We start from the raw sequence: 23881 nt of genomic DNA, 5'->3' as shown, positions 1-23881 counted from the left end.
CTTGGCGGGTCAGGCTGTCTGATGGGCCTTCTGGTTCTGGCCCGGCTCGCCCGTGGCGGCCTGGCTCAGGAAAGTCTGGATCTCGCTGTCGGTCGGCGCCGATGAGCCGCCATGGCGGGTGACGGAAAGTGCTGCCGCCGCATTGGCATAGCGCGCCGCCTCGAAGGGATGCACGCCGCGCGCGAGTGCACTGACGAAACCGCCGATATGGGTGTCGCCGGCGCCATTGGTGTCGATGGCATCGACCTTGAAGCCGGCAATGGTCTGCGTCTCGCCATTGACCAACCTCACGAAACAGCCCTTGGCGCCGGCGCGGATAACGACGCCTTCGGCCTTTGGGCAGTGGTCGGCGAGCAGCCGGGCGGCGAGTGCCTCGACATCGCCTTGCCCAGCGATCTCGACCGCTTCCGTCATGTTGCAGCTCAGCCATGTCGTACGGGCAAGCACCCGCGACAGGATGGGACGTGGGATATCCGCGATGACCGGCGTTGGATCGAAAACGAAGGGAATGTTTTCTGGCAGCGCCTCGATCCAGTCGGTCAGCGCGTCGCGGCTGCCGGAATAGCTCAGCGTATAGCCCGACGTGAACACCCAATCATCAGGCGCGACCACCACGGGCCTCATCATCTCGAGGCTGAGAATGCTCTCCGCACCGGGCCACGACACGAAGGTGCGCTCGGCATCCCCGGAGATCATGGCGACGCAATTGCCGCTGTCCATGACCGGCGATGGCGACGTCAGCGTTATGATGCCTTCGGCCGCAAACGCGGCGCGCAAAAAATCGCCATTCGGTCCGCTGCCGAGCTGGCCGCCGAACACCACCGTCATGCCGGTTCGGCTGGCCGCGACCATCATGTTGAAGCCGCCGCCGGCGACCTGCGCAAAGCTCGACGCGGTCTTCTCGCAGCCCGGCGCCGGCAAGGCGTCGATGCGGTAGACATAGTCGACGACGGCGCTGCCGATATGGACCAGACGCCCACTCATGCCGCGGCATCCTTGCTGGCCTTTGCCGTGCGCGCCGCGACGAGGTCTTCGGCAAGCGAGCGCACCCCCGCCATATCTATGCCGACGAGCCTGGCAATGTGTTGTTGCGGAAGTTGCGAAAAGCCGACGCAGGCGCCGGCCATGCCTGAGGCAATCGCGCCGATCGTGTCGGTGTCGCCGCCGAGATTGGCGCTGATGATTGCCGCTTGCCAGGGATCGCCCTGCGCGACTTCAAGCACGGCGAAAGCTGCCGGCACGGACTCCTGGCTGGCCACACCGGTGCCGACGAGATCGGTGATGAGCCCGATCGCATCCCGCATGGTCTTGCCGCGCACGAGCTCCTGCGCCCAGGCGATACGCGCGGCGATATCGCCACCAGTCACCCAATGTCCGAGCCGGGCGCCTCGCCGCGCGGCTGCTACCGCGCTGTCGGAGGCGGCACGCCAGTCGCCACCGGCGACGCCGTGGCTGGCGGCGGCGGCAACTGCTGCGGCCGAAGCGATGGCGATCGAGGTGTTGTGCGTGGCACGGCAAGTTTCGGCCACCTTGGCGACGAAAGCGTCGAGCGGTTCCAGCGGCATCATGATGCCGACCGGCGCGATGCGCATGGCCGCGCCATTGGTGTCGCCCCGGCTTCCCGCCTCTTCCGCCGGCACGCCGTCATTGATGGCGTCGATGGCGCGCTTGGTCGATGGTCCCAGCAGGTCATAGCTGCCGCGCGCCTTGACCTCGCGCTCCCAGTCGAGCAGTGCGTTCACCCAGCGCGCATGATCGAAGCGGTCGCCGGACTCGACGAGAATGCGACCAAGCAGCAGCGTCTGTTCGGTATCGTCGGTGATGGTGCCGGCAACGAGCCCCTTCGACACCGGATGATCGGCAAACGGCGCCACGAAATCCTCGACATGGCCGTATAGCTCGGCGATCCGCGCCGGCGACAGAAGCTGCGTCGGCATGCCCAGCGCATCACCGAGCGCCCCACCGACAAGCGCGCCCATGGCGCGATCGAGCGTGTCGTTGGTTCTGTCCGGCATCGCTCAAAACCTCATATGCAGCGCGAAATGCGCCGGGTTGAGCAGGCTGGTTACATATTCGATCGGCCGGTCGTCAGCCGCACGCGTCAGCCGGCGTCCGCGCAGGAACGGCGTGCCTTGCGGGCAGCCGAGAATGGCGGCGTCTTCGGCATTCAGCATCTCGATGCCGACCCATTCCTCGCCATGGTCTGGGATGAGGCCGGCGCCGCGCAGCGTCTGGTGCAGCGAGCCTTCGCGCAGACCGCGCAGCGGCACGTCCTCCAGTTCGGGCGACAGCGGCAGGCGGCTGCGTTCGATGGAGATCGCATGGCCGTCGCTGGCATTGGTGCGCACCCGGTCGACGGCGATGAAGAACGGGCTTTCGATGCCAAGCAGCGCGGCAAGATCGGCATCCTCGATCACTTCAAGCCGCAGCGTCCGCGTCTCGGCATTGGCGCCGGCATTGGCCAGCGCCCGCGACCAGCCAATGCTGTCATCGACCGGCTTGCCGTCGAAAGTGACGAAGGAGCCGATGCCGACCTTGGTCGTGATCAGCCCACGGCTGGACAACTCCTCGAGGCCCTTGCGGACCGTGTTGCGGCTGACGGAAAAGCGCTGGACGAGTTCGTTCTCGCTTTGCAGGCGGTCGCCGAAGCCAAGCACGCCGGAGCGGATCTCATGTTCGAGAACGGTGGCGATCTGCTCGGGCTTGCCCGTGCCGGGAGAAAGTTGAACCGCGCGCCGCTTCATATGGGTACCTGTTCAGTAAACCTGTATAGTCCTGTTCGATATTGGAGTTGAAGGGCGGCGTCAACGATATATTTGGATTCACGCATATGCGTTGTGCTCAGGTGCCCCGGGCATCGTTTGTTCGCATGGCGACGCTAACCGCGCAGGGCGTCGCGTCTCCGAGACAGAGCGGGGGCAGCGCTTCCCTCAGGCGATTAGCCTTGCGCTCACACGAAGAAAAATTCCTCAATCCGTTGCTTGGCCGTCCGCAGCGCTGGCAGGATATCCCGCTCCATCGCCTCGACGGAGAACCGCGCCGACTGCGTCGAGACGTTGATCGCCGCCACGGTCTTGCCGGCGCGGTCATAGATCGGCACCGCTATCGAGCGCAGGCCAAGTTCCAGCTCTTCATCGACGACGGCAAAGCCATCCGCCCTCGCCGCGTCGATGGCCTTGGCCAGCGCGGCGCGGCTGGTGATCGTCTTCGGCGTGCGCCGTTCGATCCTCGCCTCTGCAAGCAAGGCCTTCAGCTCATCCGCGCCCAGCCCCGCAAGCAGGACGCGCCCCATCGAGGTGCAATGCGCCGGCAGCCTGGTGCCGACATCGAGCGAAACGCTGAGGATGCGGCGGCCAGGAATGCGCGCGACATAGACGACTTCCTCGCCCGACAGCACCGCCGCGTTACAGGCCTCGTCGAACTGGGCGGCCACGTCGCGCATGATGGGTGCGGCGAATGTCCACAGCGAGGCGCCGCCGAGCCAGGAGCGCACGATGGTGAGCAGGCGCGGCGATAGCGAAAACTGCCGGCCGGATTGCGTGGCATAGCCGGTCGCGGTTAGCGTCAGCAGGAAGCGACGCGCGCCGGCGCGGGTCAGCCCCGCCTCCTCCGCCATTTCGGTCAGCGTCATCCCGGCCGGATGCCGGGCCAGTATCTCCATGACTGCAAGGCCGCGCTCCAGCGAGCCGACATGGTCGCGTGTCGTTGCCTCGTCCTCCATGCGGCCTCCGCAAGACAATGCGCCGCCTTGACTCGTCTCGGCGGCGCGATGTAAAAATATCTCATACAAAACAAATGTTCGCAATACGAACTTTTTGAACTTCGGAGTTCTTGGCGATGGTCAATTTCCTGCCGCTCAAACAGGCCGTGGCTGAGAACCTGCATGATGGCGATACGGTCGCCTTCGAAGGCTTCACGCATCTGATCCCGACGGCGGCGGCGCATGAGGCCATCCGCCAGGGCTTTCGCGACCTGACGCTCATCCGCATGACCCCCGACCTGATCTACGACCAGATGATCGGCATGGGCATGGCCAAGAAGATCATCTTCTCCTATGTCGGCAATCCCGGCGTCGGCCTGCTGCGCCGCGCCCGCGACGCCATCGAGAACGGCTTCCCCCGGTCGATCGAGATCGAGGAGCACAGCCATGCCGGCATGGCCAACGCCTACGAGGCGGGAGCTGCCGGCCTGCCTTGCGCGGTGTTCCGCGGCTATCGCGGCGCCGGGCTGGCGGCAGTCAATCCCAACATCCGCTCGGTCACCTGCCCGTTCACCGGCGAGGTGCTTGCCGCCGTTCCTTCCATCCGACCGGACGTGACCTTCATCCACGCTCAGAAGGCCGACAAAAAAGGCAATGTGCTGGTCGAAGGCATTATCGGCATCCAGAAGGAAGCGGTGCTCGCGGCCAAGCGCGCCGTGGTGACGGTAGAGGAAGTCGTCGACAATTTCGACGACCTGCATCCCAACCTCACCGTGCTGCCGCGCTGGACCATCGCTGCGATCTCGGTGGTATCAGGCGGTTCGCATCCCTCCTACACGCACGGCTACTATGCCAGGGACAACGCCGCCTATCTCGAATGGGACGACATCGCCGCCGACCGTGAAAAATTCCAGACCTGGATGCAGGCCAATGTCCTTGAGCGCACGGCGGACGATTTCGCCGGCCGCGTAAAGCATCTGAGGAGCGCGGCATGAGCGGCTTTACTCCCAATGAGATGATGACGATTGCCGCCAGCCGAGCCCTGAAAAACGACGATGTCTGCTTCGTCGGCATTGGCGCGCCGTCGGCCGCCTGCAACGTCGCGCGACTGACGCATGCGCCCGACATCACGCTGATCTATGAAAGCGGCACCATCGGCACCGCGCCCGATGTTTTGCCGCTGTCGATCGGTGACGGCGAACTTTGCGACACCGCCGTCACGACCGTCTCGGTGCCGGAGATGTTTCGCTACTGGCTGCAGGGCGGTCGCATTTCGATCGGTTTCCTCGGTGCCGCCCAGCTCGACAAGTTCGGCAACATCAACACCACCATCATCGGCGACTATGCGCATCCCAAGACCCGCCTGCCCGGCGGCGGCGGCGCGCCGGAGATCGCCACCTCGTCGAAGGAGATCTACATCACCATGGCGCAGTCCAAGCGCGGCATGGTCGAGAAGATCGACTTCTTCACCTCCTTCGGCCATGGCAATGGCGGCGACCATCGCCAGCGCCTCGGCATCGAGACCGCTGGACCGACGCTGCTGATCACCGACCTCGCCATCTGGAAGCCCGACCCGATGAGCAAGGAATTCACCGTGGTGTCGCTGCATCCCGGCGTGACGCGGCAGCAGGTGCAGGACAGCTGCGGCTGGATCGTAAAGTTCGCCGAGGCGCTTGACGAAACGCCGGCGCCGACGGAACTCGAGCTGACGACATTGCGTGACCTGCAGGCCCGCACCAAGGCGGCGCATGAGGGAAGCGGAAAAGAAAAGGCCGCATGACATGACCGAGGCATTCATCTGCGATTACATCCGCACCCCGATCGGCCGTTTCGGCGGCTCGCTGTCGTCGGTGCGGGCCGACGATCTTGGCGCCATCCCGCTGAAGGCGCTGGTCGAGCGCAATGCCGGCATCGACTGGCAGGCTGTCGACGACGTCGTCTATGGCTGCGCCAATCAGGCCGGCGAGGACAACCGCAATGTAGCCCGCATGTCGCTGCTCCTGGCCGGACTGCCGAAGGAAATTTCAGGCTCGACCGTCAATCGCCTCTGCGGGTCCGGCATGGACGCGCTCACCATTGCCGCCCGCGCCATCAAGGCGGGCGAAGCCGAGTTGATGATCGCCGGCGGCGTCGAATCGATGAGCCGCGCGCCCTTCGTCATGCCCAAGGCCGAGACCGCCTTTTCACGCCATGCCGAGATCCATGACACCACCATCGGCTGGCGTTTCATCAACCCGCTGATGAAGAAACAATATGGCGTCGATTCCATGCCGGAGACCGGCGAGAACGTCGCCGAGGATTTTTCAGTGTCGCGCGCCGACCAGGACGCCTTTGCCGTGCGCAGCCAGGACAAGGCCGTCGCGGCACAGGCCAATGGCCGGCTGGCGAAGGAGATTACCCCGGTGACGGTCCCGCAGAAAAAGGGCGATGCGACTATCGTATCGAAGGATGAGCATCCCCGCGCCGGCACCACGGTCGAGTCGCTGGCCAAATTGCCGACGCCGTTCCGGCAAGACGGCACGGTCACCGCCGGCAACGCATCGGGCGTCAACGATGGCGCGGCGGCGCTGATCATCGCCTCCGAAGCGGCTGTGAAAAAACACGGCCTGACGCCGATCGCCCGCATCCTCGGCGGCGCTGCCGCCGGCGTGGCGCCGCGCATCATGGGCATCGGCCCTGCTCCGGCGACACAAAAGCTCTGCGCTCGCCTCGGCCTGACACCGCACCAATTCGATGTCATCGAACTCAACGAAGCCTTCGCCTCCCAAGGCATCGCCGTGCTCCGCCAACTCGGCATCGCCGAGGATGCGGAGCACGTCAACCCCAATGGCGGCGCCATCGCGCTTGGTCATCCCTTGGGCATGTCGGGCGCGCGCATTGCAGGCACGGCTGCGCTGGAGCTTCGCGAGCGCGGCGCCCGCTATGCGCTCGCCACCATGTGCATCGGCGTCGGCCAGGGCATCGCAGTGGCGCTCGAACGGGTTTGAGATCGCACTGCCCTTAATAGGGCAAACCGACATAGTTCTCCGCCAGCGCGGTCGACGCCGCCTGCGAATGCACGAGATAGTCGAGCTCGGCTTCCTGGATGCGCTGGCCGAACTCGCCCGTATCGGGAAAGCGGTGCAGCATCGTCGTCATCCACCAGGAGAAGCGCACCGCCTTCCACACCCGAGCCAGCGCTTTGGCTGAATAGGCGTCAAGCCCGGCCTGCGATTTGTCCAGATAGAATTCGCGAAGTCCGGCAAAGAGATAGCGCACGTCGCTGGCAGCGAGGTTGAGCCCTTTGGCGCCGGTCGGGGGCACGATATGGGCGGCGTCGCCGACCAGGAACAGCCGGCCGAAGCGCATCGGCTCGGCAACGAAGGAGCGCAGCGGCGCGATCGACTTTTCGAAGGACGGCCCGGTAACAACGGCGGCGGCAGTCTGCTCGGGCAGGCGACGGCGCAACTCATCCCAGAAGCGGTCGTCGCTCCAGGCCTCGACGCTCTCATCAACCGGAACCTGCACATAGTAGCGGCTGCGATGTGTCGAGCGCATCGAGCACAGCGCAAAGCCCCGCTCATGGTTGGCGTAGACCAGTTCGTGATCGGCCGGCGGCACTTCGGCCAGCACGCCGAGCCAGCCGAAGGGATAGGTCCGCTCGAAGGTTTTCAGCGCCCGCTCAGGCACCGATTTGCGGCTGACGCCGTGATAGCCATCGCAGCCGGCGATGAAGTCGCAGTCGATGCGATGGCCGACGCCGTCCTTGCTATAGGTGACGTAAGGCGCTTCGCCATCGAAACCATGCAGCGCGACGTTGGCCGCCTCATAGACGGTGGTCAGCCCGGCCGCCTCGCGCTTGTCCATCAGATCGTGCGTCACTTCGGTCTGGCCATAGACGGTGACATGCTTTCCCCCAGTCAGTGCCGTGAGGTCGAGCCGGTGCAGGCCGCCGCCGAAGGCAAGCGAGATGCCGGCATGCAGCAGGCCCTCGGCATGCAGCCTTGCAGCTGCGCCCGCCTCTTCGAGCAACTCGACGGTGCCTTGTTCGAGCACCCCTGCCCGCACCCGGCCAAGCACATGCTCCCGGCTCGAACGTTCGAGGATCACCGTCTCGACGCCAATGGTGCCGAGAAGCTGGCCAAGCAGCAGCCCGGACGGTCCGGAGCCGACAATGACAATCCGGGTGCGCATCAGTGTCCCAGGCTTTCGATCTGTCCGGCGAGTTCGGCGGCGAGCCGTAGCGCAGCCGCGGTCGCAACCGCCATCTGCGGCAAGAGCAGCCATTCCAGCGTCCAGGCAGCACCGGAGCGCTCCTGCTCATGCACCAGCGCCTGATGCATGCCGGAAAGCTGGGTGGCGTTGAAGCGCGCCAGCGTCACCAGCACTTCCGCCTTCACCGGGTTCTGCTTGTGCGGCATGGCCGACGAGCCGCCGCCGCCGGACAGCTTGATGTCGGTTCTATCTTGAGCCATCAGCGCAATGTCCTGGCCGAACTTGCCGAGGCTGCCGGTGATGAGCGATAGCAGCCCGGCGAATTCGGCCAGCGCATCCCGCTGGCTGTGCCATTGCGGCGCGTCGCCAAGGCCGAGCTTTGCGGCAAGGGCCGCGCGCACGGCAGGTCCTTTGTCGCCCAGCTTCTCCAGCGTGCCGGCGGCGCCGCCAAACTGCACCACGAGCAGACGCTTGGATTGCTCCGACAGTCTCTGCTGATGCCGTTGCAGCGGCGTGCGCCACACCGCCACGCGGTCCGACGCCTGAATTGGGATCGCCGGCTGCATGCGCGTCATCGCTGTCAATGCACGGCTGCCAAAACGTTCTTCCAGCCCCACCAGCCGCAGAATGTTTTCAGTCAGCAGCAGGTCGAGATGTTCAATGAGCCGGCGCAGCCGAAGCACCAGGCCAGTGTCGATGACGTCCTGGCTGGTTGCGCCGAAATGCACGCCGGCGTCGTGCGGCGCCCCGACCGCTGCCTTCAACTGGCGCACCAGTTCGGGCACGATCACGCCATCCTTCGCCACACCGGCCCGCAGCCGCGCGGTGTCCGGCTTGTATGACAACAGGACAGGTACAATCGCCGCGGCGGCATCCGTGCCGATAGTCCCGCTTTCGGCTTCCGCTTGCGCCAGCGCGCGCTCGAAATCGAGCATGGCGGCGATTTCCGCATCCACCGAAAAATGCCGAGCCGCCTCCTCGTCGCCGAGCAGGCCGGAGAGCAGCGGATGGTCGAAGGGCGATACGGTCATGTCATTGGTTTCCTGACCGTCAGCTGTCGAAGAAGACCGTTTCCTTCTCCCCTTGGAGATGGACGTCGAAAATATAGTTGTCGCCTTGCCGCTCGGCGATCAGCGTCGGCACGCGCACCTTGTGCTCGATGCGGGCCAGGATCGGATCCTCGGCATTGGCCTTGGCCTCGTCGGAGAAATAGAGCCGCGTGTGGAGGCCGATATTGATGCCGCGGGCGACGATCCACAGGCTGATATGCGGCGCCATCAGCCGGCCGTCGCCATACGGCACGCGTCCCGGCTTGATCGTCTGAAAACTGCACAGGCCGGTTTCCATGTCGGTCGGCTGACGGCCCCAGCCCTGAAAATCCGGATCGGCATCGCCGCGCAATTCGGCCGGCGAATTGTAGAAGCCATTGGCATCCGCTTGCCAGATCTCGATCAACGCATCCCTGAGCGGCGTGCCGGTGCCGTCGAGCACGCGAATGCGCAAACCGATGCGGTCGCCCTTGGCGTTGTCGTTGAGCATCGTGGCGCCCAGGTCTGTCGGGTAGACGCCGCCGATACCGCCGAAATTCGGCGTCAGCCCGATATGCACGTAGGGCCCGGCGGTCTGCGACGGGCTCTCCTTCAGCCGGGTCAGCGATTGCGCCATCAATTGCCCTCCGGACGGTTTTCGAACAGCGAGGCGCGGCGTCCGCGCAACACGATGTCGAACTTGTAGGCGCGCGCGTCGAACGGGATCGTCGCCTGCATGTCGAGCGCCGCTACCAGCGTCTCGATCGCCGCCCTGTCGCGGATACCGCGCACGATCGGGCACCGCCAGATCAGCGGGTCGCCCTCGAAATACATCTGGGTGATCAGCCGCTGTGCGAAGCCGTGGCCGAACACCGAGAAATGGATGTGCGACGGCCGCCAGTCATTGGGCCCGTTCGGCCAGGGATAGGGACCTGGCTTCACCGTGCGAAAGGCATAACCGCCATCGGCATCGGTGATGGTGCGGCCGCAGCCGCCGAAATTCGGATCGAGCGGCGCGAGATAGCCGTCCTTCTTGTGGCGGTAGCGGCCGCCCGCATTGGCCTGCCAGAATTCGAGCAGCGCGCCGGAGACGCCCTGGCCGCGCTCGTCGAGCACGCGGCCATAGACGATGATACGCTCGCCGATGGCGCTCTCGCCGGACTTTGCAAAATTGTGGATCAGGTCATTGTCGAGTTCGCCCAGCACGGCGTGGCCGAACACCGGACCGGTGATCTCCGACGCCGTGTTGTCGAAGGCCAGCAGCGCCTTCTGCGGCGAGCGCAGCACCGAAGTCTTGTAGTCGGGCGTCAGCGCCGGCGGGTGCCAGCCGCGGTCGCGCTGGAAGAAGGCGCCGGTCTCGGGCCTGCGGTTCGAGCCGGCATCAGCTGGCATGGCCAGCCCTGCTTCCGTCCATTTCCGAAAACACCTCCTTGGCGATCCTGAAGGCGCGGTTGGCCGCCGGCACGCCGGCATAGATCGCGACATGCAGGAACGCTTCGCAGATATCGTCGCGCGACGCACCGGTGTTGGCGGTGGCGCGCACATGCATGGCGACCTCTTCATCATGGCCAAGGGCGGCCAGCAGTGCCAGCGTCACGATCGAGCGTTCGCGCCTGCTGAAGCCCGGACGCGTCCACACAGTGCCCCAGGCTGCCTCGGTGATCAGCTCCTGGAACGGCCGGTCGAAATCGGTGACGGCATCCTCGCTGCGATCAACATGCGGGTCGCCGAGCACCGAGCGCCTGACGGTCAGCCCGGTCTGGTATCTGGTTTCGTTTTTGGGCAGTTCATCCATGGGTCTGCTTTCTCAGGGGAAGCGCCGCGACGAAATCGCGGATCAGGGTGGTCAGCGCCTTGGGCTGTTCGACGCAAGGGATGTGCGCGGCGTCACGAATGATTTCGAAATGTGCGCCTGGGATCAGATCGGCCAGCCAGCGGACGAGATCCGGCGGCGTCGAGCCGTCCTGGTCGCCAACGACGCAAAGCGTGGGTACCGCGATCCCCTGCGCGGCCTCGGTGAAATCGGCATCGCGCACCGCGGCGCAGGTGCCGATATAGCCGGCGACGGCTTGCCGGGTCATCATGTTCCAGTAGCCGTCGAGCTCGGCGACACGGTCCGCGTGGAAGGCAGGCGTAAACCACATTTTGAGCACGGCATCGGCGATGGCCTGGATGCCTTTGCTTTCGACCGTTTCGATGCGGGTGTTCCAGCTGTCGGCAGTGCCGATCTTGTGGGCGGTGTCGCACAGGATGAGGCCGTCGACGATTTCGGGGCGCCGGGCATAAAACCCTTGCGCAATCAGGCCGCCCACCGACAGGCCGCACAGCACCGCATTGTTCAGTTCGAAATGATCGATCAGGCCCGACAGATCATCGACATGCTCGTCGATCGAGCTGACGCCACCAATGTCGGACAGGCCATGGCCGCGCTTGTCGTAGACCAACGCAGGCATTTCACCACCCAGTTCGGACAACACCTCGTCCCAGATGCGGAAGTCGGTGCCCAGCGAATTGATGAACACGATCGGCCGCGCATTTCCCTTCGCCTTGATGTGGCGATGGTGCAGCGTGATGCCGCCAATGTTGACGAATGGCACGATTTGGATCCTCCGTGTTCACATTGCACAAGGCATTTGGTTTGGTAAAATGATATTTTACGCCGTTTCGTTAACTGCTAGGTTATGAGAACATGTCCGAAAGCCGCATAAGGTTCCGTCACCTGCAGGCATTCCTTGAGGTAGCGCGGCAAGGCAGCGTGGCGAGGGCGGCCGACTTTCTCCATGTCAGCCCACCGGCCGTGACCAAGACGTTGCGCGAATTGGAGGAGGCGCTTGGCATCGCTGTCGTCGAACGCGACGGCCGCGGCATCAGGGTGACGCGGCTTGGCGAAATCTTTCTCGGCCATGCCGGCACGGCGATCACGGCACTGAAGCGCGGCGTCGATTCCGTCCGCCAGGACGGCGCCATCAACCGGCATCCGATCCGCATCGGCGCGCTCCCGACAGTGTCGGCCAAGGTGATGCCACGCGCCATAAGCCTGTTCCTGAGTGAAAATACCGGTGCTGCGATCAAGATCGTCACCGGCGAGAACGCGGTCCTGCTGGAACAGTTGCGCGTCGGTGCGCTCGATCTAGTCGTCGGCCGGCTTGCGGCGCCGGAAAACATGACCGGCTTCTTCTTCGAGCATCTCTATTCCGAACCGGTGCTGTTCGTGGTGAGGGCCGGCCATCCGCTGCTGCAGCCGGGCCAGGACATCTTCGCCCGGCTCGATGAATTCCCGGTGCTGATGCCGACGCGGGAGTCGGTCATCCGCCCGTTCGTCGACCGCCTGTTCATCACCAACGGCATGACGGCGCCTGCGACCGAGATCGAGACCGTCTCGGATTCCTTCGGCCGTGCCTTCCTGCGCCAAAGCAATGCGGTCTGGATCATATCGACAGGCGTCGTCGCCAACGAACTCTCCAGCGGCGCCTTCGTCGCCTTGCCCGTCAACACCGAGGAAACCAAAGGGCCGGTCGGCCTGACGATGCGGACCGACACTGCGCCTTCGCCGGCCTTCACCATCCTGCTGCAGACCATTCGCGAGGCGGCCAGCCAGAACGCCTGAGCACCTTTCGCCAATCTGGCGCAGAGCGGGCCTTCAGCCGTATTTCCATAACCTGTTGGTTAACGAAACACCGCAAAATATCATTTTACCAAACCAAACACCTAGGGCACTGTGACGATGGGAGGATCGAAATCGTGCCGTTATCGGCATTGGCGGCGTTCCGCTGCCGCCTCAAGGCCTGCCGGGGCGATCTCCGATCTTAAGAACGGGCGGCATCGATTTTGAGCAGGCCGGCGGTGACCTCCAGGTGCCGTCAGGAAAGGGAGGAATACCAGCATGACCTCAAGCAAATCCGGCGTCTCGCGGCGCCAGTTCATCGCCACATCGCTCGCCGGCGGCGCGGCACTTGCGCTCAGCCGCGGCCAGGCATTCGCGCAGGCCGCCGACACGCTGAAGGTCGGCTTTGTCAGCCCGCGCACCGGGCCGCTCGCCGGCTTCGGCCAGACCGACGGCTATGTGCTCGATCTCGCCCGCAAGGCGCTCGCCAACGGCCTCGACATCGGCGGCAAGAAATACAGTGTCGAGATCATCGACCAGGACACGCAATCCGACCCGTCGCGCGCCGGCCAGCTCGCCAAGGACCTCATCAACAACCAGGCCGTCGACCTGATGCTGGCGGTGTCGACGCCGGAGGTGATCAACCCGGTCGCCGACGCCTGCGAAGCCGCCGGCGTGCCTTGCCTCTCCACCGTCATGCCGTGGGAGGCCTGGTATTTCGGCCGCGGCGCCAAGCCCGGCGAACCCTCGCCGTTCAAATGGACCTATCATTTCGGCTTCGGCGTCGACGAGTTCTTCCGGACCTACATCTCGCAATGGAGCCTGATCGAGACCAACAAGAAGGTCGGCGTCATGTATCCCAACGACGCCGACGGCAATGCCATCCGCACCCATCTGGCGCCGTTGCTGGCAAAGCAGGGTTTCACCATCGTCGATCCCGGCGCCTACGAGACCGGCACCACCGACTATTCCTCGCAGATCGCACTGTTCAAACAGGAAGGCGTCGAGATCTTCAACTCCTTCCCGATCCCGCCGGACTTCGCCGCCTTCTGGCGCCAGGCCGCGCAGCAAGGCCTGATCAAGCAGATCAAGATCTGCCAGGTCGCCAAGACCGGGCTGTTCCCGTCCGACATCGAGGCGCTCGGCGATCTCGGCAACAAGATTTCGAGCGCCGCGTACTGGCACAAGGCCTTCCCCTACAAGTCGCCGCTGACCGGCGTTTCGGGGACCGAACTGGCCGACGGTTATGAGGCCGCCAGCGGCAAGCAATGGACGCAGCAGCTCGGCGCCTCGATGTCGCTGCTCGACGCCGGCTTCGAGGCGCTGAAGGCAAGCACCGACGCCAAGGACAAGGCGGCCGTCGCCAAGGCGCTGAGCACGCTCAACACCGAGACCATGATCGGCAAGGTCGACTTCACCAGCGGCCCGGTCGCCAATGTCTCTCCCGGCCCGATCATCGGCACCCAATGGGTGGCGGCCAAGGAAGGCGGCAAATTCCCGCTCGACTACGTCGTGACCGAGAACGCCACCGACCCGAAGGTTCCGGTCGAGGCCAAGCTCCAGCCGTATAACGGCTGACGGACGGCTACGGGGATCGCATCGTGAACGGTTCAGCAAACGCCGCGATCCTCCGCGCTGCCGGCATCCAGAAACGCTTCGGCGCGCTGGTGGTGCTCGACGATATCGACTTCGCCATGAATGCCGATGAGGCTGTCGGCATCGTCGGCCCGAACGGCGCCGGCAAGACGACGCTGCTCAGCATCTTGTCAGGCGCCTTCCCGCCGAGCGCCGGCACGGTCGTCTTCAAGGGCGGCGATGTGACGGCGCTGCCGGCAACGCAGCGCTGCCGGCTCGGCCTGGTGCGCACGCACCAGGTGCCGAAACCGTTCGGCGGCATGACCACGTTCGAGAACGTTTTTGTTGCGGCATCGCATGGCGCCGGTCTCGCCCGCGACGAGGCCTATGAAGAGGCGTTGGCGTCGCTGAAACTGTGCGGCATGCTGGGCGTGGCCAACCGGCGCGCCGAAACGCTCGGCCTGCTCGACCGCAAGCGGCTAGAACTTGCCCGCGCGCTCGCGGCAAGGCCGACGCTGCTTCTGCTCGACGAGATCGGCGGCGGCCTGACCGATGGCGAGGCGAGCGAACTTGTCGATACCATCAAGGAATTGCGTCGGCGCAAGATCGGCATCGTCTGGATCGAGCACATCGTCCACATCCTGCTGCAGGTGGCCGAGCGGCTGATCTGCATGGACGCCGGCAAGATCATCGCCGACGGCGAGCCGCAAGCGGTGATGGCCGACCCCGAAGTCGTGCGGGCCTATCTCGGCGGAGGCCCGAAATGAGCCTGCTCGCAATCGAGAATCTGGTCGTCCGCCACGGCCTGTTGCAGGCGGTGCGCGGCGTGAACTTCTCGATCGAGCGCGGCGAAACGCTGGCGCTGGTCGGCGCCAACGGCGCCGGCAAGACGACCCTGCTGCGGGCGATCGCCGGCGCGCACCAGCCGACGGCCGGCCGCGTGCTGCTGAATCGTGCCGATATCACCGGCGTTCCCTCGCACAAGCGCGTCGGCATGGGCGTCGCGCTGGTGCCGGAAGGGCGAAAACTGTTCGTGCAGATGACGGTCGAGGAGAACCTCCTGCTTGGCAAGACCGCCGGCCGTCCCGGCGACTGGAGCGTGGAACGAGTGCTCGACACGTTCCCCAATCTGAAGCCGCGCCGCCATGCCAAGACCGGGCATCTCTCCGGTGGCGAGCAGCAGGCCACCGCCATCGGCCGCGCTTTGATGAGCAATCCCGAACTGCTGCTGCTCGACGAGGTCTCGCTCGGCCTGTCGCCGCTGGTGGTCGATCGCGTATACGCTTCGCTGCAAGGCCTGATCAGCTCCGGCACGACGATCATCCTGGTCGAACAGGACCTCAATCGCGCGCTCTCGGTCTCGGACAAGGTCATCTGCATGCTCGAAGGACGCGTCGCGCTGGAAGGCCCGAGCAAGGGCATGTCCCGCGATGAAGTGACGAAAGCCTATTTCGGTCTGCACAGAAAAAGCGCCGGGAGTGTGCCGGCATGAGCAACCAGATCGTCCAGGGCATCCTGCTCGGCGGCTACTACGCGCTGATCGCCTGCGGCCTCTCCTTCATGTTTTCGGTGATGCGCATCATCAACCTCGCACATGGAAGCCTGGCCGTGTTTTCCGCCTATGCGCTGTGGTGGCTCGCCTCGCAATTCCATATCTCGCCCTTCGTCGGCCTGCTCATCGTGCTGCCGCTGATGGCGGCCATCGGCTGGGCGCTGCAGCGCTTCCTGCTCGAGCGCAGCGCCCGCGGCGGCGCGCTCCTGCCGATCCTGACCACGTTCGGCCTCGCCATCGTCATCGACAATGCGCTGTTCGAGCAGTTCGGCGCCGACACACGTTCGCTGGCGCCCTATATCGGCAGCCTCTCCTACGATTCCTGGGAATGGCCGGGCAGCATCTATGTCGGCAAGCTTGCCGTGATCATGTTCGCCGCCGCCGTCATATTGCTTGGCGGACTGCAGCTGTTCCTCACCCGCACCAGGCTTGGCCGCTCGATCCGCGCCACGTCGGAAGATCCCGACACGGCCGGTCTCGTCGGCGTCGATGCGCGCCGCGCCAATGCCCTCGCCGCCGCCATCGCCATGGTCACCGTTGGGCTGGCCGGCGCCTTCCTCGCCATGCGCGCCACCTTCGATCCCTATACCGGCGCACCTCAATTGCTGTTCGCTTTCGAGGCGGCGGTGATCGGCGGCGCCGGTTCGCTATGGGGCACGCTGGTCGGCGGCATCGTTCTGGCGCTCGCCCAGACGCTCGGCGCGCAGATCCATCCGCAAGGTTTTCTGATCGGCGGCCATGTCGCCTTCCTGATCGTGCTGTTCATCCGGCTCTCCACCTCCGGCCTCGGCCTGCGCGGCCTGCTGCGCCTGCCCGCGAGGAAAGCATCATGAGCGCGGTTTTAAACGACCCCGTCATCGAGCGCGGCACCTCCGCCTCGCGCATCTCGGCGATTGCGGTCGTCGTCATCATCGCGCTGCTTGGCATCGCGCCGCACTTCCTGTCGGCCGGCGCCGTCGACCGCATGACCGCCTTGTTCATCTATGTGATCCTGGCGGCGATGTGGAACGCGCTGGCCGGCTTCGGCGGGCTGGTTTCGGTGGGACAGCAAGTGTTCTTCGGCCTCGGCGCCTATTTCACCATCCGCCTGGCCGATGCCGGCCTCAACCCGTTCGCTTCTCTGTTTGTCTCGGCGATCATTGTCGGCGCGATCTCCTGGCCAATGTCGCTATTCATGCTGAAGCTGAAGAACGGCGAGTTCGCCATCGGCATGTGGGTGATCGCGGCGCTCACCCATCTCCTGGTCAATTTCGACCGGCTGGTGCAAGGCGAGACCGGGACGTCGCTGATCTCGCTCAACGGCTATGACGCCGGCTCCAGGCGGGCAACGATCTACTGGCTGGCGTTGGCCGCGATGACGGCGCTGCTCGCCACCCTGTTTAGCCTGCTGCGTGGCAGCACGGGTGCGGCCATCCGCGCCATCAGGGACAATGAGGAGGCCGCGGCATCGGTCGGCGTGCGCGTCACCGGAACCAAGCGGCTGCTCTTCGTGCTCGCCGCCTTCGGCATCGGCATGGCCGGCGCGCTGTGGTTGGCCACGTCGATCACCTTCCAGCCGAAAACCTACTTCAACGTCCAGTGGACCGCCTACATGATCTTCATGGTGCTGGTCGGCGGCATCGGCACCTTCGAGGGCGCCATTCTGGGTGCGCTGCTGTTCTTCCTCATCGAGACCTGGTTCGGCGGCACCGGCGTCTGGTATCTGATCGGCCTCGGCGCCACGGCGGTGCTGTTCTCGCTCTTCCTGCCGCGCGGCCTGTGGGGAACGCTGGAGGAGCGCTTTGGCCTGCGCCTGCTGCCGGTCGGCTATCGCGTCAGGCTCCCGCCAAACGCCGCAGATGGCGACGCGGCGCCCTCGCCGCAACAGGCCGCAACGCATCCAGAAAAGGCGTGACCATGCTGTTCGGCAAGACCATCCTCATCACCGGTGTCGCCTCTGGTATCGGCGCTCGCACGGCCGAACTTGCCGGCCAACTGGGCGCTGACGTGATCGGCGTCGACGTGCGTGAACCTGCCGCACCGGTCGGCTTCTTCGTCAAGGCCGACATCTCGTTCAAGGCCGGCGTCGACGATCTCCTCGGGCGCCTGCCGCAGCGCATCGATGCGCTCTGCAATGTCGCCGGCCTCCCCGGCAACACCGGTGCGGTGTCGACACTGGCCGTCAACTTCTACGGCCTGCGCGCGCTCTCGGAAGGCCTCGCACCAAGACTTCGTGAAGGCGGCGCCGTGGTCAACGTCGCCTCGATCGCCGGCTATGGCTGGCGCGCCAATCTCAACCGCGCGGCATCGATGGTCGGCATCGAAGGCTTTCCCGATGTGGCGAAGATGATCGCCGACCATCAGGTGAAGAACGAGGAAGGCTATCCCGTTTCCAAGGAGCTGCTGCTGTTGTGGACGCAGCGCGCCGCACATCAGGATCTGTTCAGGAGCCGCGGCATCCGCGTCAATGCAGTGAGCCCCGGCCCGGTCGAGACGCCGATCCTCAAACAGTTCCGCAATGTGCTGGGTGACGCCCGCGTGGACAGCGACATCGCCAGGGTCGGGCGCGCCGGAACCTCGGGCGACATCGCGCCTGTCGTGCTGTTCCTGTGCTCGGACGGCGCACGCTGGGTCAACGGCGTCAATGTGCCGGTTGACGGTGGGCTTGAAGCATCGATCAATGCCGAGGTACTCGGCTTCTAGACCATGATCCCGAAAAGTGGGAGCCGGTGTTCGGATCAGATCGTGGTCGATAATAGATAGAAAAGACGCTCCACGGCGAGCGAGGGAGAGAACAATGGACATCGGACTTCTGATCGACGGCGACAAAAGGGATGCCTCCGGCTCAGCCTCTTACGAGCGCATGGACCCGTTCACCGGCAAGCTGGCGACCCGCGCTGCCGCAGCCAGCATCGCCGACGCCAATGCCGCTGTCGAAGCCGCTGCTGCCGCTTTCAAGACGTGGTCGAAGACCGGCCCGGGCGAGCGCCGCGCTTTGCTGTCCAAGGCGGCCGATGTCATGGACTCCAAGGTCGGCGAATTCACCAAATTGATGATGGAAGAAACCGGCGCGACCGGCCCCTGGGCCGGCTTCAACGTCATGCTCGCCGCCAAAATGCTGCGCGAGGCAGCCGCCATGACGACGCAGATTTCGGGCGAGGTCATTCCCTCCGACAAGCCCGGCACGCTGGCCATGGCGATCCGCCAGCCGGCCGGCGTCTGCCTCGGCATCGCGCCGTGGAATGCACCGGTCATCCTCGGAACCCGTGCCATCGCCATGCCGATCGCCTGCGGCAACACGGTTGTGCTGAAAGCTTCGGAAATGTGCCCAGGCACGCACCGGCTGATCGGCCAGGTGCTGGTCGAGGCCGGCCTGCCCAAGGGCGTCATCAATGTCGTCACCAATGACCCCAAGGACGCAGCGGCAATCGTCGAAACACTGGTCGCGCACCCAGCAGTCAGACGCGTCAACTTCACCGGCTCGACGAAGGTCGGCAGGATCATTGCCGAACTCGCCGGCCGTCACTTGAAGCCAGCGCTGCTCGAACTTGGCGGCAAGGCGCCGCTGGTCGTGCTGGACGATGCCGACATCGACGCCGCGGTCAATGCGGCGACCTTCGGCGCCTACATGCATCAGGGCCAGATCTGCATGTCGACCGAGCGTCTGGTCGTTGATGAAAAGGTCGCCGACGAGTTCGTCGCCAAGCTCGCCGCCCGCGCGGCGCAGCTGCCTGCCGGTGACCCGCGCGGCCATGTCGTGCTCGGTTCGCTGATCAGCGACCAAGCCGCCGACAAGATGGAAGAACTGGTTGCCGACGCCGTCGCCAAGGGCGCCAGGCTTGTGGCCGGCGGCAAGCGCACCGGAACCGTGGTCGAGGCGACATTGCTCGACCACGTGACGCCAGCGATGCGCGTCTATTCGGAAGAATCCTTCGGCCCGGTCAAGCCTGTGATCCGCGTCAAGGGCGAGGACGAAGCGGTATGTGTCGCCAACGATACCGAATACGGCCTGTCTTCAGCCGTGTTCAGCCGCGACATCCGCCGTGCCATGGCGGTTGCCGCGCGCATCGAAGCCGGTATCTGCCACATCAACGGCCCGACCGTCGGCGACGAGGCGCAAATGCCGTTCGGCGGCGTCAAGGGTTCAGGCTACGGCCGCTTCGGCGGCAAGGCCTCGATTGCCGAGTTCACCGACCTGCGCTGGCTGACCATCGAGGATCCGGGGCAGCACTATCCGTTTTGACTCCACCTTCTCTCACAGGGGAGAAGGAAAGGAGCCCTCAGGGCCGTTGCCTGGCGAGCCAACGGATTCCCGCATCAAAACCCGGCAAGGCTCGAGCCACGCGATCGGCGGCCCCTCCCGGAGTTGTAAATCGTTTAATCGTGGGTATTTTACCCCTCAAGCACATGCCGCCGGACGGCGGCAAGCGGTTTTGGGGACTACCACAAGTGCAAAGCAAAATACGCGATACGGATCGCGCCGGGGAGGAATCGTTATGCCAAACAAGGCCCTGCCGCTGGTCATCAGCGCGCCGGAACCACGCACGCTCGACCTGATCTTCACCCCACCGCAGCTGGCGCGCCTCAAAGCGCATTACCGCGTCGTCGAGACGACGGCCGAGGGGGTGGCGAACTTGCCCGCCGACGTGCTTGCCGAAGCCCGCTATATTTTCGGCCAGCCGCCGATCTCGCCCGAGACCTTGGACCGGATGCAGGCGCTGCGTTGCGTCTTCAATGTCGAGACCAACCTCATCAACAACATGCCCTATGAGACGCTGTTTGCGCGCGGCATCCATGTCGTCACCACCGGCCTCGTCTTCGCCGAGCCGGTGGCCGAGCTTGGCCTCGCCATGGCGCTCAACCTCGCCCGCAACATCGTCGATGCCGACCTCGCCTTCCGCAAAGGCGAAGAGCTGTGGGGCGGCGACGGCAATTTGACGGCGCGGCTTCTGTCCGGCGCCGATGTCGGCATCATCGGCTTCGGCGATCTCGGCCGTGCGCTCAACCGACTGCTGTCGGGTTTTCGCACCCGCACCAAGGTCTTCGATCCCTGGCTGCCGCCATCGATCCTGATCGACAGTGGCGTCGAGCCGGCCTCGCTGGACGAGGTGCTGTCGACCAGCGATTTCGTCTTCGTCGTCGCTTCGGTGACCTCAGAGAATCAGGGCTTTCTCGGTGCCAATGCTTTTGCCTCCATGCGCAAGGGCGCCGCATTCATCCTGCTCAGCCGCGCCGGAGTCGTCGACTTCCCTGCCCTGATGGCGGCGGTGGAAAGCGGCCACATCGTCGCCGCCAGCGATGTCTTCCCTGAAGAACCGCTGGCGCAGGACCATCCGGTCCGCACGATCCCCGGCTTCCTGCGCTCCGCCCACCGCGCCGGTGCGCTTGACATCGCCTTCAAGCGCATGGGCGACATGGTGCTGGAGGACATGGACCTGATCGATCGCGGCCTGCCGCCTCTGCGCTCCAAGCGCGCCGAGCGCGAGACGGTGTCAAGGATGCGTTCGAAGCCGGCGGACAGGAACTAGTTGTCGCGAGAAATCCGCCTGAGATGGATTTCGCAGTTGGCCAAAACCCCTTTGTCATCGCCGCTCAGGATGACCGGGAACCTTTGACTGGTATTGGCGTTTTTCAGCCCGGATCGCTCCCATTCGATCCAGACCCTACTATCGATACCCCGCCAGGCCTAGCCGGCGGGGTATTGATTTTGAAGCCAATCGGGTTGTGGGAGGCTTGGCCTACTCCAAGGAGGCTCGTCACGATTCGCGTCGCTGGCGGGCCTTTTTATTCACTCCCGAGCAAAGCCGGAGGCGGCCTGCCCGCCTCGCTCTATCCGGCAGCAACGCCAGCTGGCGAGCGATTGGCCAGCACCAGCCCGACCTCGCCGACAACCTGCTCGACGCGCTTCAGGATGGGTTCGGCCCGCAGCACGCCGTCGGAAAAGTCCTTGTCCGTGGCATAGACCCCTGTCGGCAGCGTCAGCGCCTCGAAGAAGCCGAACAACGGCCGCAACTGGTGCTCGACGATCAACGCGTGGCGATCGTTACCGCCGGTGGCAAGCAGCACCACCGGCTTGCCGCGCAAGGCGGCGGGATCGAACAGATCGAAGAAGTGCTTGAACAGGCCGGTGTAGCTGCCCTTGTAGGTCGGTGACCCCACCACCAGCACATCGGCATTGACGACGCTGTCGAAGACTGCCCGGGCCTGGCCGTCGAGATCGCGCGCCCATTTGGCAGCGCCGAGCGACGGGCCGAGGTCTTCGATGTCATAGGTGCTCGCCGACAGGCCATGCTGGCGCGCAATATCCCTGACAACCTGGTCGACAAAACCACGCGTCTTGGACGGCCTGGTGAAATTGCCGGAAAACCCGACGACGGTTGGATTGGGCATATTTCTCTCACCTCTCGCGGCGGGGTTTCATACCGCATATTTACAGGCTTGCGCCTGCCGCAAGAAGCAAGGATAGGCCCTCCAGCGCCATTGCCGGGGATTTTTTTTCCGTTTGCCCGCTCGTCTCATGCCGCGAGAAGCCGGCCATAGGATTCCAGATAGAAGCCGGTTGACCTGGCGCAGGTCCGCACCGCCTCCCTGGCGGCAACCGTTTCCTGCCACCGCAGCAGGCGCTCGCATTCGGTCGGCATGACGAAGCCCAGATATTTCTCAAGCACGCACAGCTGTTCGAACCAGGGATAGAAGGCGATGTCGGCGGCGCTGAATTCCGAGCCCAGCAAAAACCGTTCGTCCGCCCCTCGCCTCGCAAAGGCATGCTGTTCCACAAAGCGCAGGGCGTCGGCAAGCTGGGCCTTGATCCGCTCATGAACCATAGCGTCGGAACTGTGCATCATGGTTGCCGTCCTGGCGTAAAGCTGCGTGTCGGCGAAACTGATCCAGATGCGCGCCTCAGCGCGGGCATGAGCATCCCTGGGGAAAATCGGCCGTTCGGGGAATGCATCATCGAGATATTCGCAGATGATCGCCGACTCCCTGACATATTGCCCCTGATGGCGCAGCAGCGGCACCTTTCCCGTCGGCGTGAGTTTCAGGAACCACGCCGGTTTGTTGCGCAGATCGATTTCGATTTCCGTCGCCTGCAGGCCTTTCTCGGCAAGGGCGAGCCTGACACTGTGCGCATAGGGACAAAGCTGCGCGACAAAAAGCTCGATTGGCGGCATGAATTACTCCTGAGTTTCGTTATCGCCGACAAGCGGCCTGTCGGGGATAGCTAGGTCCAATAAGGCCGGCGCGCTATTCGACAGCGTCTGGATTGATTTATCGATCGTCTGTTTCTGGAGCGAAGCGTGGATCTCCTGGCTACCCTCATGCGCGAATTGCACTTCGCAGCCGCCGGGTACCGGCGCCTCGAACTGGCCGCTCCCTGGGCGATCTCGTTCAGCCAGGCTGGGCTTCGCGGCATTCACGTCGTCATCAAGGGGCGATGCGAGGCGGTGTTCGGTGAGGAAGATGTCGAGCCTCTCGATGCCGGCGACCTGATCATTGCACCGCGCGCCGATCCGCATGTGCTGCGGTCGCCCGGCGCGCTCAAAAGCGCGAACGTCCCCGCCGCCGAACTGGCGACCCAAACCGCAGCCGGGCGTATTCGCAGCGGCGGCGAAGGCGAAAAGACCGTCATCCTGTGCGGCGCCTTCGCCTTTCGCGACGCCGACCATCCGGCACTTGCCGGCCTGCCGCGCATCGTTCACATCCGGGGATCGAATGGCCGTCTGCCCAAATGGCTGCGTGGCTATGTCGAGGCCTTGCTGGTGGAAGCGACCGACGAAGGTCCCGGCAGCGACGTGGTCATGGCTCGCCTGTCTGGGGCCATCGTCACGCGCGCCTTGCGCTCCGGTCTGGAAAGCATGGACAATCCAGGTTGGCTGAGGGGATTGCAGGACCCCGCGATCGCCAGAGCGCTCGCCACCCTGCATGAAGCCTATGGCCACGACTGGACGATCGAGACCCTGGCACGCGCGGTCGGGCTCTCCAGGGCAACCTTTGCCGCCCGCTTTCGCGATCTCGTCGGCGAAGCGCCCATGGCCTATCTCTTCGGCTGCCGCATGCGGCAGGCCAGCCGGCTGCTGCACGAGGGCAAGAGCCTGGGCCAAGTCGCCGAGGCGGTCGGCTACAGCTCGGAAGCCGCCTTCTCCACCGCCTTCAGGCGCCACGCCGGCGTCTCGCCCGGCCAATTCAGGAAACGGAAGGATCTGTAAGGCAGAGCGATATTGGCGGCGGCCGCGCCTCGCGGTAGGACT

At 64.8% G+C, this 23881-nt stretch carries 25 protein-coding genes; 13 read left to right on the top strand and 12 right to left on the bottom strand.

What is annotated here, in order from left to right; translation table 11 throughout:
- Window positions 1-9: 9 nt before the first annotated feature.
- The 4 genes from ACYG9R_RS21125 to ACYG9R_RS21110 form a co-directional block, all read right to left on the bottom strand.
- Entirely contained in the window at window positions 10-984 is a 975-nt protein-coding gene (locus tag ACYG9R_RS21125; RefSeq protein WP_023690765.1) for a PfkB family carbohydrate kinase, read from the bottom strand.
- Window positions 981-2015, bottom strand: a complete 1035-nt coding sequence (locus ACYG9R_RS21120) for an ADP-ribosylglycohydrolase family protein (protein WP_023824835.1) — start codon at window positions 2013-2015, stop codon at window positions 981-983. The genes ACYG9R_RS21125 and ACYG9R_RS21120 overlap by 4 nt, the downstream gene beginning before the upstream one ends.
- 3 nt (window positions 2016-2018) lie before the next feature.
- Complete coding sequence (locus tag ACYG9R_RS21115) at window positions 2019-2744, bottom strand: GntR family transcriptional regulator (protein ID WP_023687928.1); 726 nt, start codon at window positions 2742-2744, stop codon at window positions 2019-2021.
- 206 nt (window positions 2745-2950) lie between these two features.
- The gene (locus ACYG9R_RS21110; protein ID WP_023714833.1) at window positions 2951-3721 is read right to left on the bottom strand and encodes an IclR family transcriptional regulator domain-containing protein; all 771 of its coding nucleotides are present in this window, start codon (window positions 3719-3721) and stop codon (window positions 2951-2953) included.
- 116 nt (window positions 3722-3837) lie between these two features.
- Here ACYG9R_RS21110 and ACYG9R_RS21105 point away from each other — a divergent pair, with 116 nt between their 5' ends.
- From ACYG9R_RS21105 to pcaF, 3 genes are read left to right on the top strand one after another with little or no spacing between them, the layout of a single operon-like run.
- Window positions 3838-4695: a CoA transferase subunit A gene (locus tag ACYG9R_RS21105; protein WP_023685266.1), complete on the top strand. Its 858-nt coding sequence runs from the start codon at window positions 3838-3840 to the stop codon at window positions 4693-4695.
- Entirely contained in the window at window positions 4692-5480 is a 789-nt protein-coding gene (locus tag ACYG9R_RS21100) for a CoA-transferase subunit beta (RefSeq protein ID WP_023685267.1), read from the top strand. The genes ACYG9R_RS21105 and ACYG9R_RS21100 overlap by 4 nt, the downstream gene beginning before the upstream one ends.
- Window position 5481: 1 nt before the next feature.
- Window positions 5482-6687, top strand: a complete 1206-nt coding sequence (gene pcaF / locus ACYG9R_RS21095; protein ID WP_023687925.1) for a 3-oxoadipyl-CoA thiolase — start codon at window positions 5482-5484, stop codon at window positions 6685-6687.
- A 13-nt stretch (window positions 6688-6700) separates the two neighbouring features.
- Here pcaF and pobA read toward each other — a convergent pair whose 3' ends face one another.
- From pobA to pcaD, 6 genes are read right to left on the bottom strand one after another with little or no spacing between them, the layout of a single operon-like run.
- Complete coding sequence (gene pobA, locus ACYG9R_RS21090; protein ID WP_023685269.1) at window positions 6701-7873, bottom strand: 4-hydroxybenzoate 3-monooxygenase; 1173 nt, start codon at window positions 7871-7873, stop codon at window positions 6701-6703.
- Window positions 7873-8925: a 3-carboxy-cis,cis-muconate cycloisomerase gene (locus ACYG9R_RS21085; protein ID WP_023685270.1), complete on the bottom strand. Its 1053-nt coding sequence runs from the start codon at window positions 8923-8925 to the stop codon at window positions 7873-7875. Before ACYG9R_RS21085 ends, pobA begins: the two co-directional genes overlap by 1 nt.
- Before the next feature lie 19 nt (window positions 8926-8944).
- Window positions 8945-9559: a protocatechuate 3,4-dioxygenase subunit alpha gene (pcaG, locus tag ACYG9R_RS21080; RefSeq protein WP_023712112.1), complete on the bottom strand. Its 615-nt coding sequence runs from the start codon at window positions 9557-9559 to the stop codon at window positions 8945-8947.
- Window positions 9559-10314: a protocatechuate 3,4-dioxygenase subunit beta gene (gene pcaH / locus ACYG9R_RS21075; protein WP_023668154.1), complete on the bottom strand. Its 756-nt coding sequence runs from the start codon at window positions 10312-10314 to the stop codon at window positions 9559-9561. The genes pcaG and pcaH overlap by 1 nt, the downstream gene beginning before the upstream one ends.
- Complete coding sequence (pcaC, locus tag ACYG9R_RS21070) at window positions 10304-10717, bottom strand: 4-carboxymuconolactone decarboxylase (protein WP_023714835.1); 414 nt, start codon at window positions 10715-10717, stop codon at window positions 10304-10306. The genes pcaH and pcaC overlap by 11 nt, the downstream gene beginning before the upstream one ends.
- Window positions 10710-11519 carry a 3-oxoadipate enol-lactonase gene (pcaD, locus tag ACYG9R_RS21065; protein ID WP_023691336.1) on the bottom strand — a complete coding sequence of 270 codons (810 nt, stop codon included), beginning with the start codon at window positions 11517-11519 and terminating at the stop codon, window positions 10710-10712. The genes pcaC and pcaD overlap by 8 nt, the downstream gene beginning before the upstream one ends.
- Before the next feature lie 92 nt (window positions 11520-11611).
- Here pcaD and pcaQ point away from each other — a divergent pair, with 92 nt between their 5' ends.
- The 9 genes from pcaQ to ACYG9R_RS21020 all read left to right on the top strand — a co-directional run bounded on the left by pcaQ (window position 11612) and on the right by ACYG9R_RS21020 (window position 21160).
- Window positions 11612-12529, top strand: coding sequence for a pca operon transcription factor PcaQ (gene pcaQ / locus ACYG9R_RS21060; protein ID WP_023685275.1), 918 nt, complete (start codon window positions 11612-11614; stop codon window positions 12527-12529).
- A 276-nt stretch (window positions 12530-12805) separates the two neighbouring features.
- Complete coding sequence (locus ACYG9R_RS21055; protein ID WP_023821833.1) at window positions 12806-14104, top strand: ABC transporter substrate-binding protein; 1299 nt, start codon at window positions 12806-12808, stop codon at window positions 14102-14104.
- Between the two features lie 89 nt (window positions 14105-14193).
- Complete coding sequence (locus ACYG9R_RS21050) at window positions 14194-14868, top strand: ABC transporter ATP-binding protein (RefSeq protein WP_352444670.1); 675 nt, start codon at window positions 14194-14196, stop codon at window positions 14866-14868.
- On the top strand, window positions 14865-15593 hold the full coding sequence (locus tag ACYG9R_RS21045) for an ABC transporter ATP-binding protein (RefSeq protein ID WP_023736026.1): 729 nt from the start codon (window positions 14865-14867) through the stop codon (window positions 15591-15593). The genes ACYG9R_RS21050 and ACYG9R_RS21045 overlap by 4 nt, the downstream gene beginning before the upstream one ends.
- Window positions 15590-16486, top strand: a complete 897-nt coding sequence (locus ACYG9R_RS21040) for a branched-chain amino acid ABC transporter permease (RefSeq protein WP_023685279.1) — start codon at window positions 15590-15592, stop codon at window positions 16484-16486. Before ACYG9R_RS21045 ends, ACYG9R_RS21040 begins: the two co-directional genes overlap by 4 nt.
- Window positions 16483-17547: a branched-chain amino acid ABC transporter permease gene (locus ACYG9R_RS21035; protein ID WP_023824833.1), complete on the top strand. Its 1065-nt coding sequence runs from the start codon at window positions 16483-16485 to the stop codon at window positions 17545-17547. The genes ACYG9R_RS21040 and ACYG9R_RS21035 overlap by 4 nt, the downstream gene beginning before the upstream one ends.
- 2 nt (window positions 17548-17549) lie before the next feature.
- The gene (locus tag ACYG9R_RS21030; RefSeq protein ID WP_023824832.1) at window positions 17550-18335 is read left to right on the top strand and encodes a coniferyl-alcohol dehydrogenase; all 786 of its coding nucleotides are present in this window, start codon (window positions 17550-17552) and stop codon (window positions 18333-18335) included.
- Between the two features lie 94 nt (window positions 18336-18429).
- Window positions 18430-19875 carry an aldehyde dehydrogenase gene (locus tag ACYG9R_RS21025; RefSeq protein ID WP_023824831.1) on the top strand — a complete coding sequence of 482 codons (1446 nt, stop codon included), beginning with the start codon at window positions 18430-18432 and terminating at the stop codon, window positions 19873-19875.
- A gap of 253 nt (window positions 19876-20128) precedes the next feature.
- Window positions 20129-21160, top strand: coding sequence for a hydroxyacid dehydrogenase (locus ACYG9R_RS21020; protein ID WP_023824830.1), 1032 nt, complete (start codon window positions 20129-20131; stop codon window positions 21158-21160).
- A gap of 301 nt (window positions 21161-21461) precedes the next feature.
- Here the strand turns inward: ACYG9R_RS21020 and msuE are convergent, their stop codons facing one another.
- Window positions 21462-22022 carry an FMN reductase gene (gene msuE, locus ACYG9R_RS21015; RefSeq protein WP_023725454.1) on the bottom strand — a complete coding sequence of 187 codons (561 nt, stop codon included), beginning with the start codon at window positions 22020-22022 and terminating at the stop codon, window positions 21462-21464.
- A gap of 125 nt (window positions 22023-22147) precedes the next feature.
- The gene (locus ACYG9R_RS21010; protein ID WP_023824829.1) at window positions 22148-22804 is read right to left on the bottom strand and encodes a glutathione S-transferase family protein; all 657 of its coding nucleotides are present in this window, start codon (window positions 22802-22804) and stop codon (window positions 22148-22150) included.
- Between the two features lie 126 nt (window positions 22805-22930).
- On the opposite strand from ACYG9R_RS21010, the gene ACYG9R_RS21005 reads away from it, so the two are divergent.
- On the top strand, window positions 22931-23839 hold the full coding sequence (locus ACYG9R_RS21005; protein ID WP_196813619.1) for an AraC family transcriptional regulator: 909 nt from the start codon (window positions 22931-22933) through the stop codon (window positions 23837-23839).
- Window positions 23840-23881 lie beyond the last annotated feature (42 nt).

The sequence above is a fragment of the Mesorhizobium sp. RSR565B genome, from assembly GCF_054719465.1.
Note: the sequence above shows the minus strand (reverse complement) of the source record. Positions and strands in the feature narration are given on the sequence as shown.

Excerpts from the sequence above, each read along its gene's own strand:
- pcaF (WP_023687925.1), top strand. The coding sequence starts at position 5,482 with ATGACCGAGGCATTCATCTGCGATTACATCCGCACCCCGATCGGCCGT.
- pobA (WP_023685269.1), bottom strand. The coding sequence starts at position 7,873 with ATGCGCACCCGGATTGTCATTGTCGGCTCCGGACCGTCCGGGCTGCTG.
- pcaG (WP_023712112.1), bottom strand. The coding sequence starts at position 9,559 with ATGGCGCAATCGCTGACCCGGCTGAAGGAGAGCCCGTCGCAGACCGCC.
- ACYG9R_RS21100 (WP_023685267.1), top strand. The coding sequence starts at position 4,692 with ATGAGCGGCTTTACTCCCAATGAGATGATGACGATTGCCGCCAGCCGA.
- ACYG9R_RS21025 (WP_023824831.1), top strand. The coding sequence starts at position 18,430 with ATGGACATCGGACTTCTGATCGACGGCGACAAAAGGGATGCCTCCGGC.
- ACYG9R_RS21085 (WP_023685270.1), bottom strand. The coding sequence starts at position 8,925 with ATGACCGTATCGCCCTTCGACCATCCGCTGCTCTCCGGCCTGCTCGGC.
- ACYG9R_RS21110 (WP_023714833.1), bottom strand. The coding sequence starts at position 3,721 with ATGGAGGACGAGGCAACGACACGCGACCATGTCGGCTCGCTGGAGCGC.
- ACYG9R_RS21020 (WP_023824830.1), top strand. The coding sequence starts at position 20,129 with ATGCCAAACAAGGCCCTGCCGCTGGTCATCAGCGCGCCGGAACCACGC.
- pcaQ (WP_023685275.1), top strand. The coding sequence starts at position 11,612 with ATGTCCGAAAGCCGCATAAGGTTCCGTCACCTGCAGGCATTCCTTGAG.
- pcaH (WP_023668154.1), bottom strand. The coding sequence starts at position 10,314 with ATGCCAGCTGATGCCGGCTCGAACCGCAGGCCCGAGACCGGCGCCTTC.
- ACYG9R_RS21105 (WP_023685266.1), top strand. The coding sequence starts at position 3,838 with ATGGTCAATTTCCTGCCGCTCAAACAGGCCGTGGCTGAGAACCTGCAT.
- ACYG9R_RS21055 (WP_023821833.1), top strand. The coding sequence starts at position 12,806 with ATGACCTCAAGCAAATCCGGCGTCTCGCGGCGCCAGTTCATCGCCACA.
- ACYG9R_RS21115 (WP_023687928.1), bottom strand. The coding sequence starts at position 2,744 with ATGAAGCGGCGCGCGGTTCAACTTTCTCCCGGCACGGGCAAGCCCGAG.
- ACYG9R_RS21120 (WP_023824835.1), bottom strand. The coding sequence starts at position 2,015 with ATGCCGGACAGAACCAACGACACGCTCGATCGCGCCATGGGCGCGCTT.
- ACYG9R_RS21040 (WP_023685279.1), top strand. The coding sequence starts at position 15,590 with ATGAGCAACCAGATCGTCCAGGGCATCCTGCTCGGCGGCTACTACGCG.
- ACYG9R_RS21045 (WP_023736026.1), top strand. The coding sequence starts at position 14,865 with ATGAGCCTGCTCGCAATCGAGAATCTGGTCGTCCGCCACGGCCTGTTG.
- ACYG9R_RS21010 (WP_023824829.1), bottom strand. The coding sequence starts at position 22,804 with ATGCCGCCAATCGAGCTTTTTGTCGCGCAGCTTTGTCCCTATGCGCAC.
- pcaC (WP_023714835.1), bottom strand. The coding sequence starts at position 10,717 with ATGGATGAACTGCCCAAAAACGAAACCAGATACCAGACCGGGCTGACC.
- ACYG9R_RS21030 (WP_023824832.1), top strand. The coding sequence starts at position 17,550 with ATGCTGTTCGGCAAGACCATCCTCATCACCGGTGTCGCCTCTGGTATC.
- ACYG9R_RS21125 (WP_023690765.1), bottom strand. The coding sequence starts at position 984 with ATGAGTGGGCGTCTGGTCCATATCGGCAGCGCCGTCGTCGACTATGTC.
- ACYG9R_RS21035 (WP_023824833.1), top strand. The coding sequence starts at position 16,483 with ATGAGCGCGGTTTTAAACGACCCCGTCATCGAGCGCGGCACCTCCGCC.
- msuE (WP_023725454.1), bottom strand. The coding sequence starts at position 22,022 with ATGCCCAATCCAACCGTCGTCGGGTTTTCCGGCAATTTCACCAGGCCG.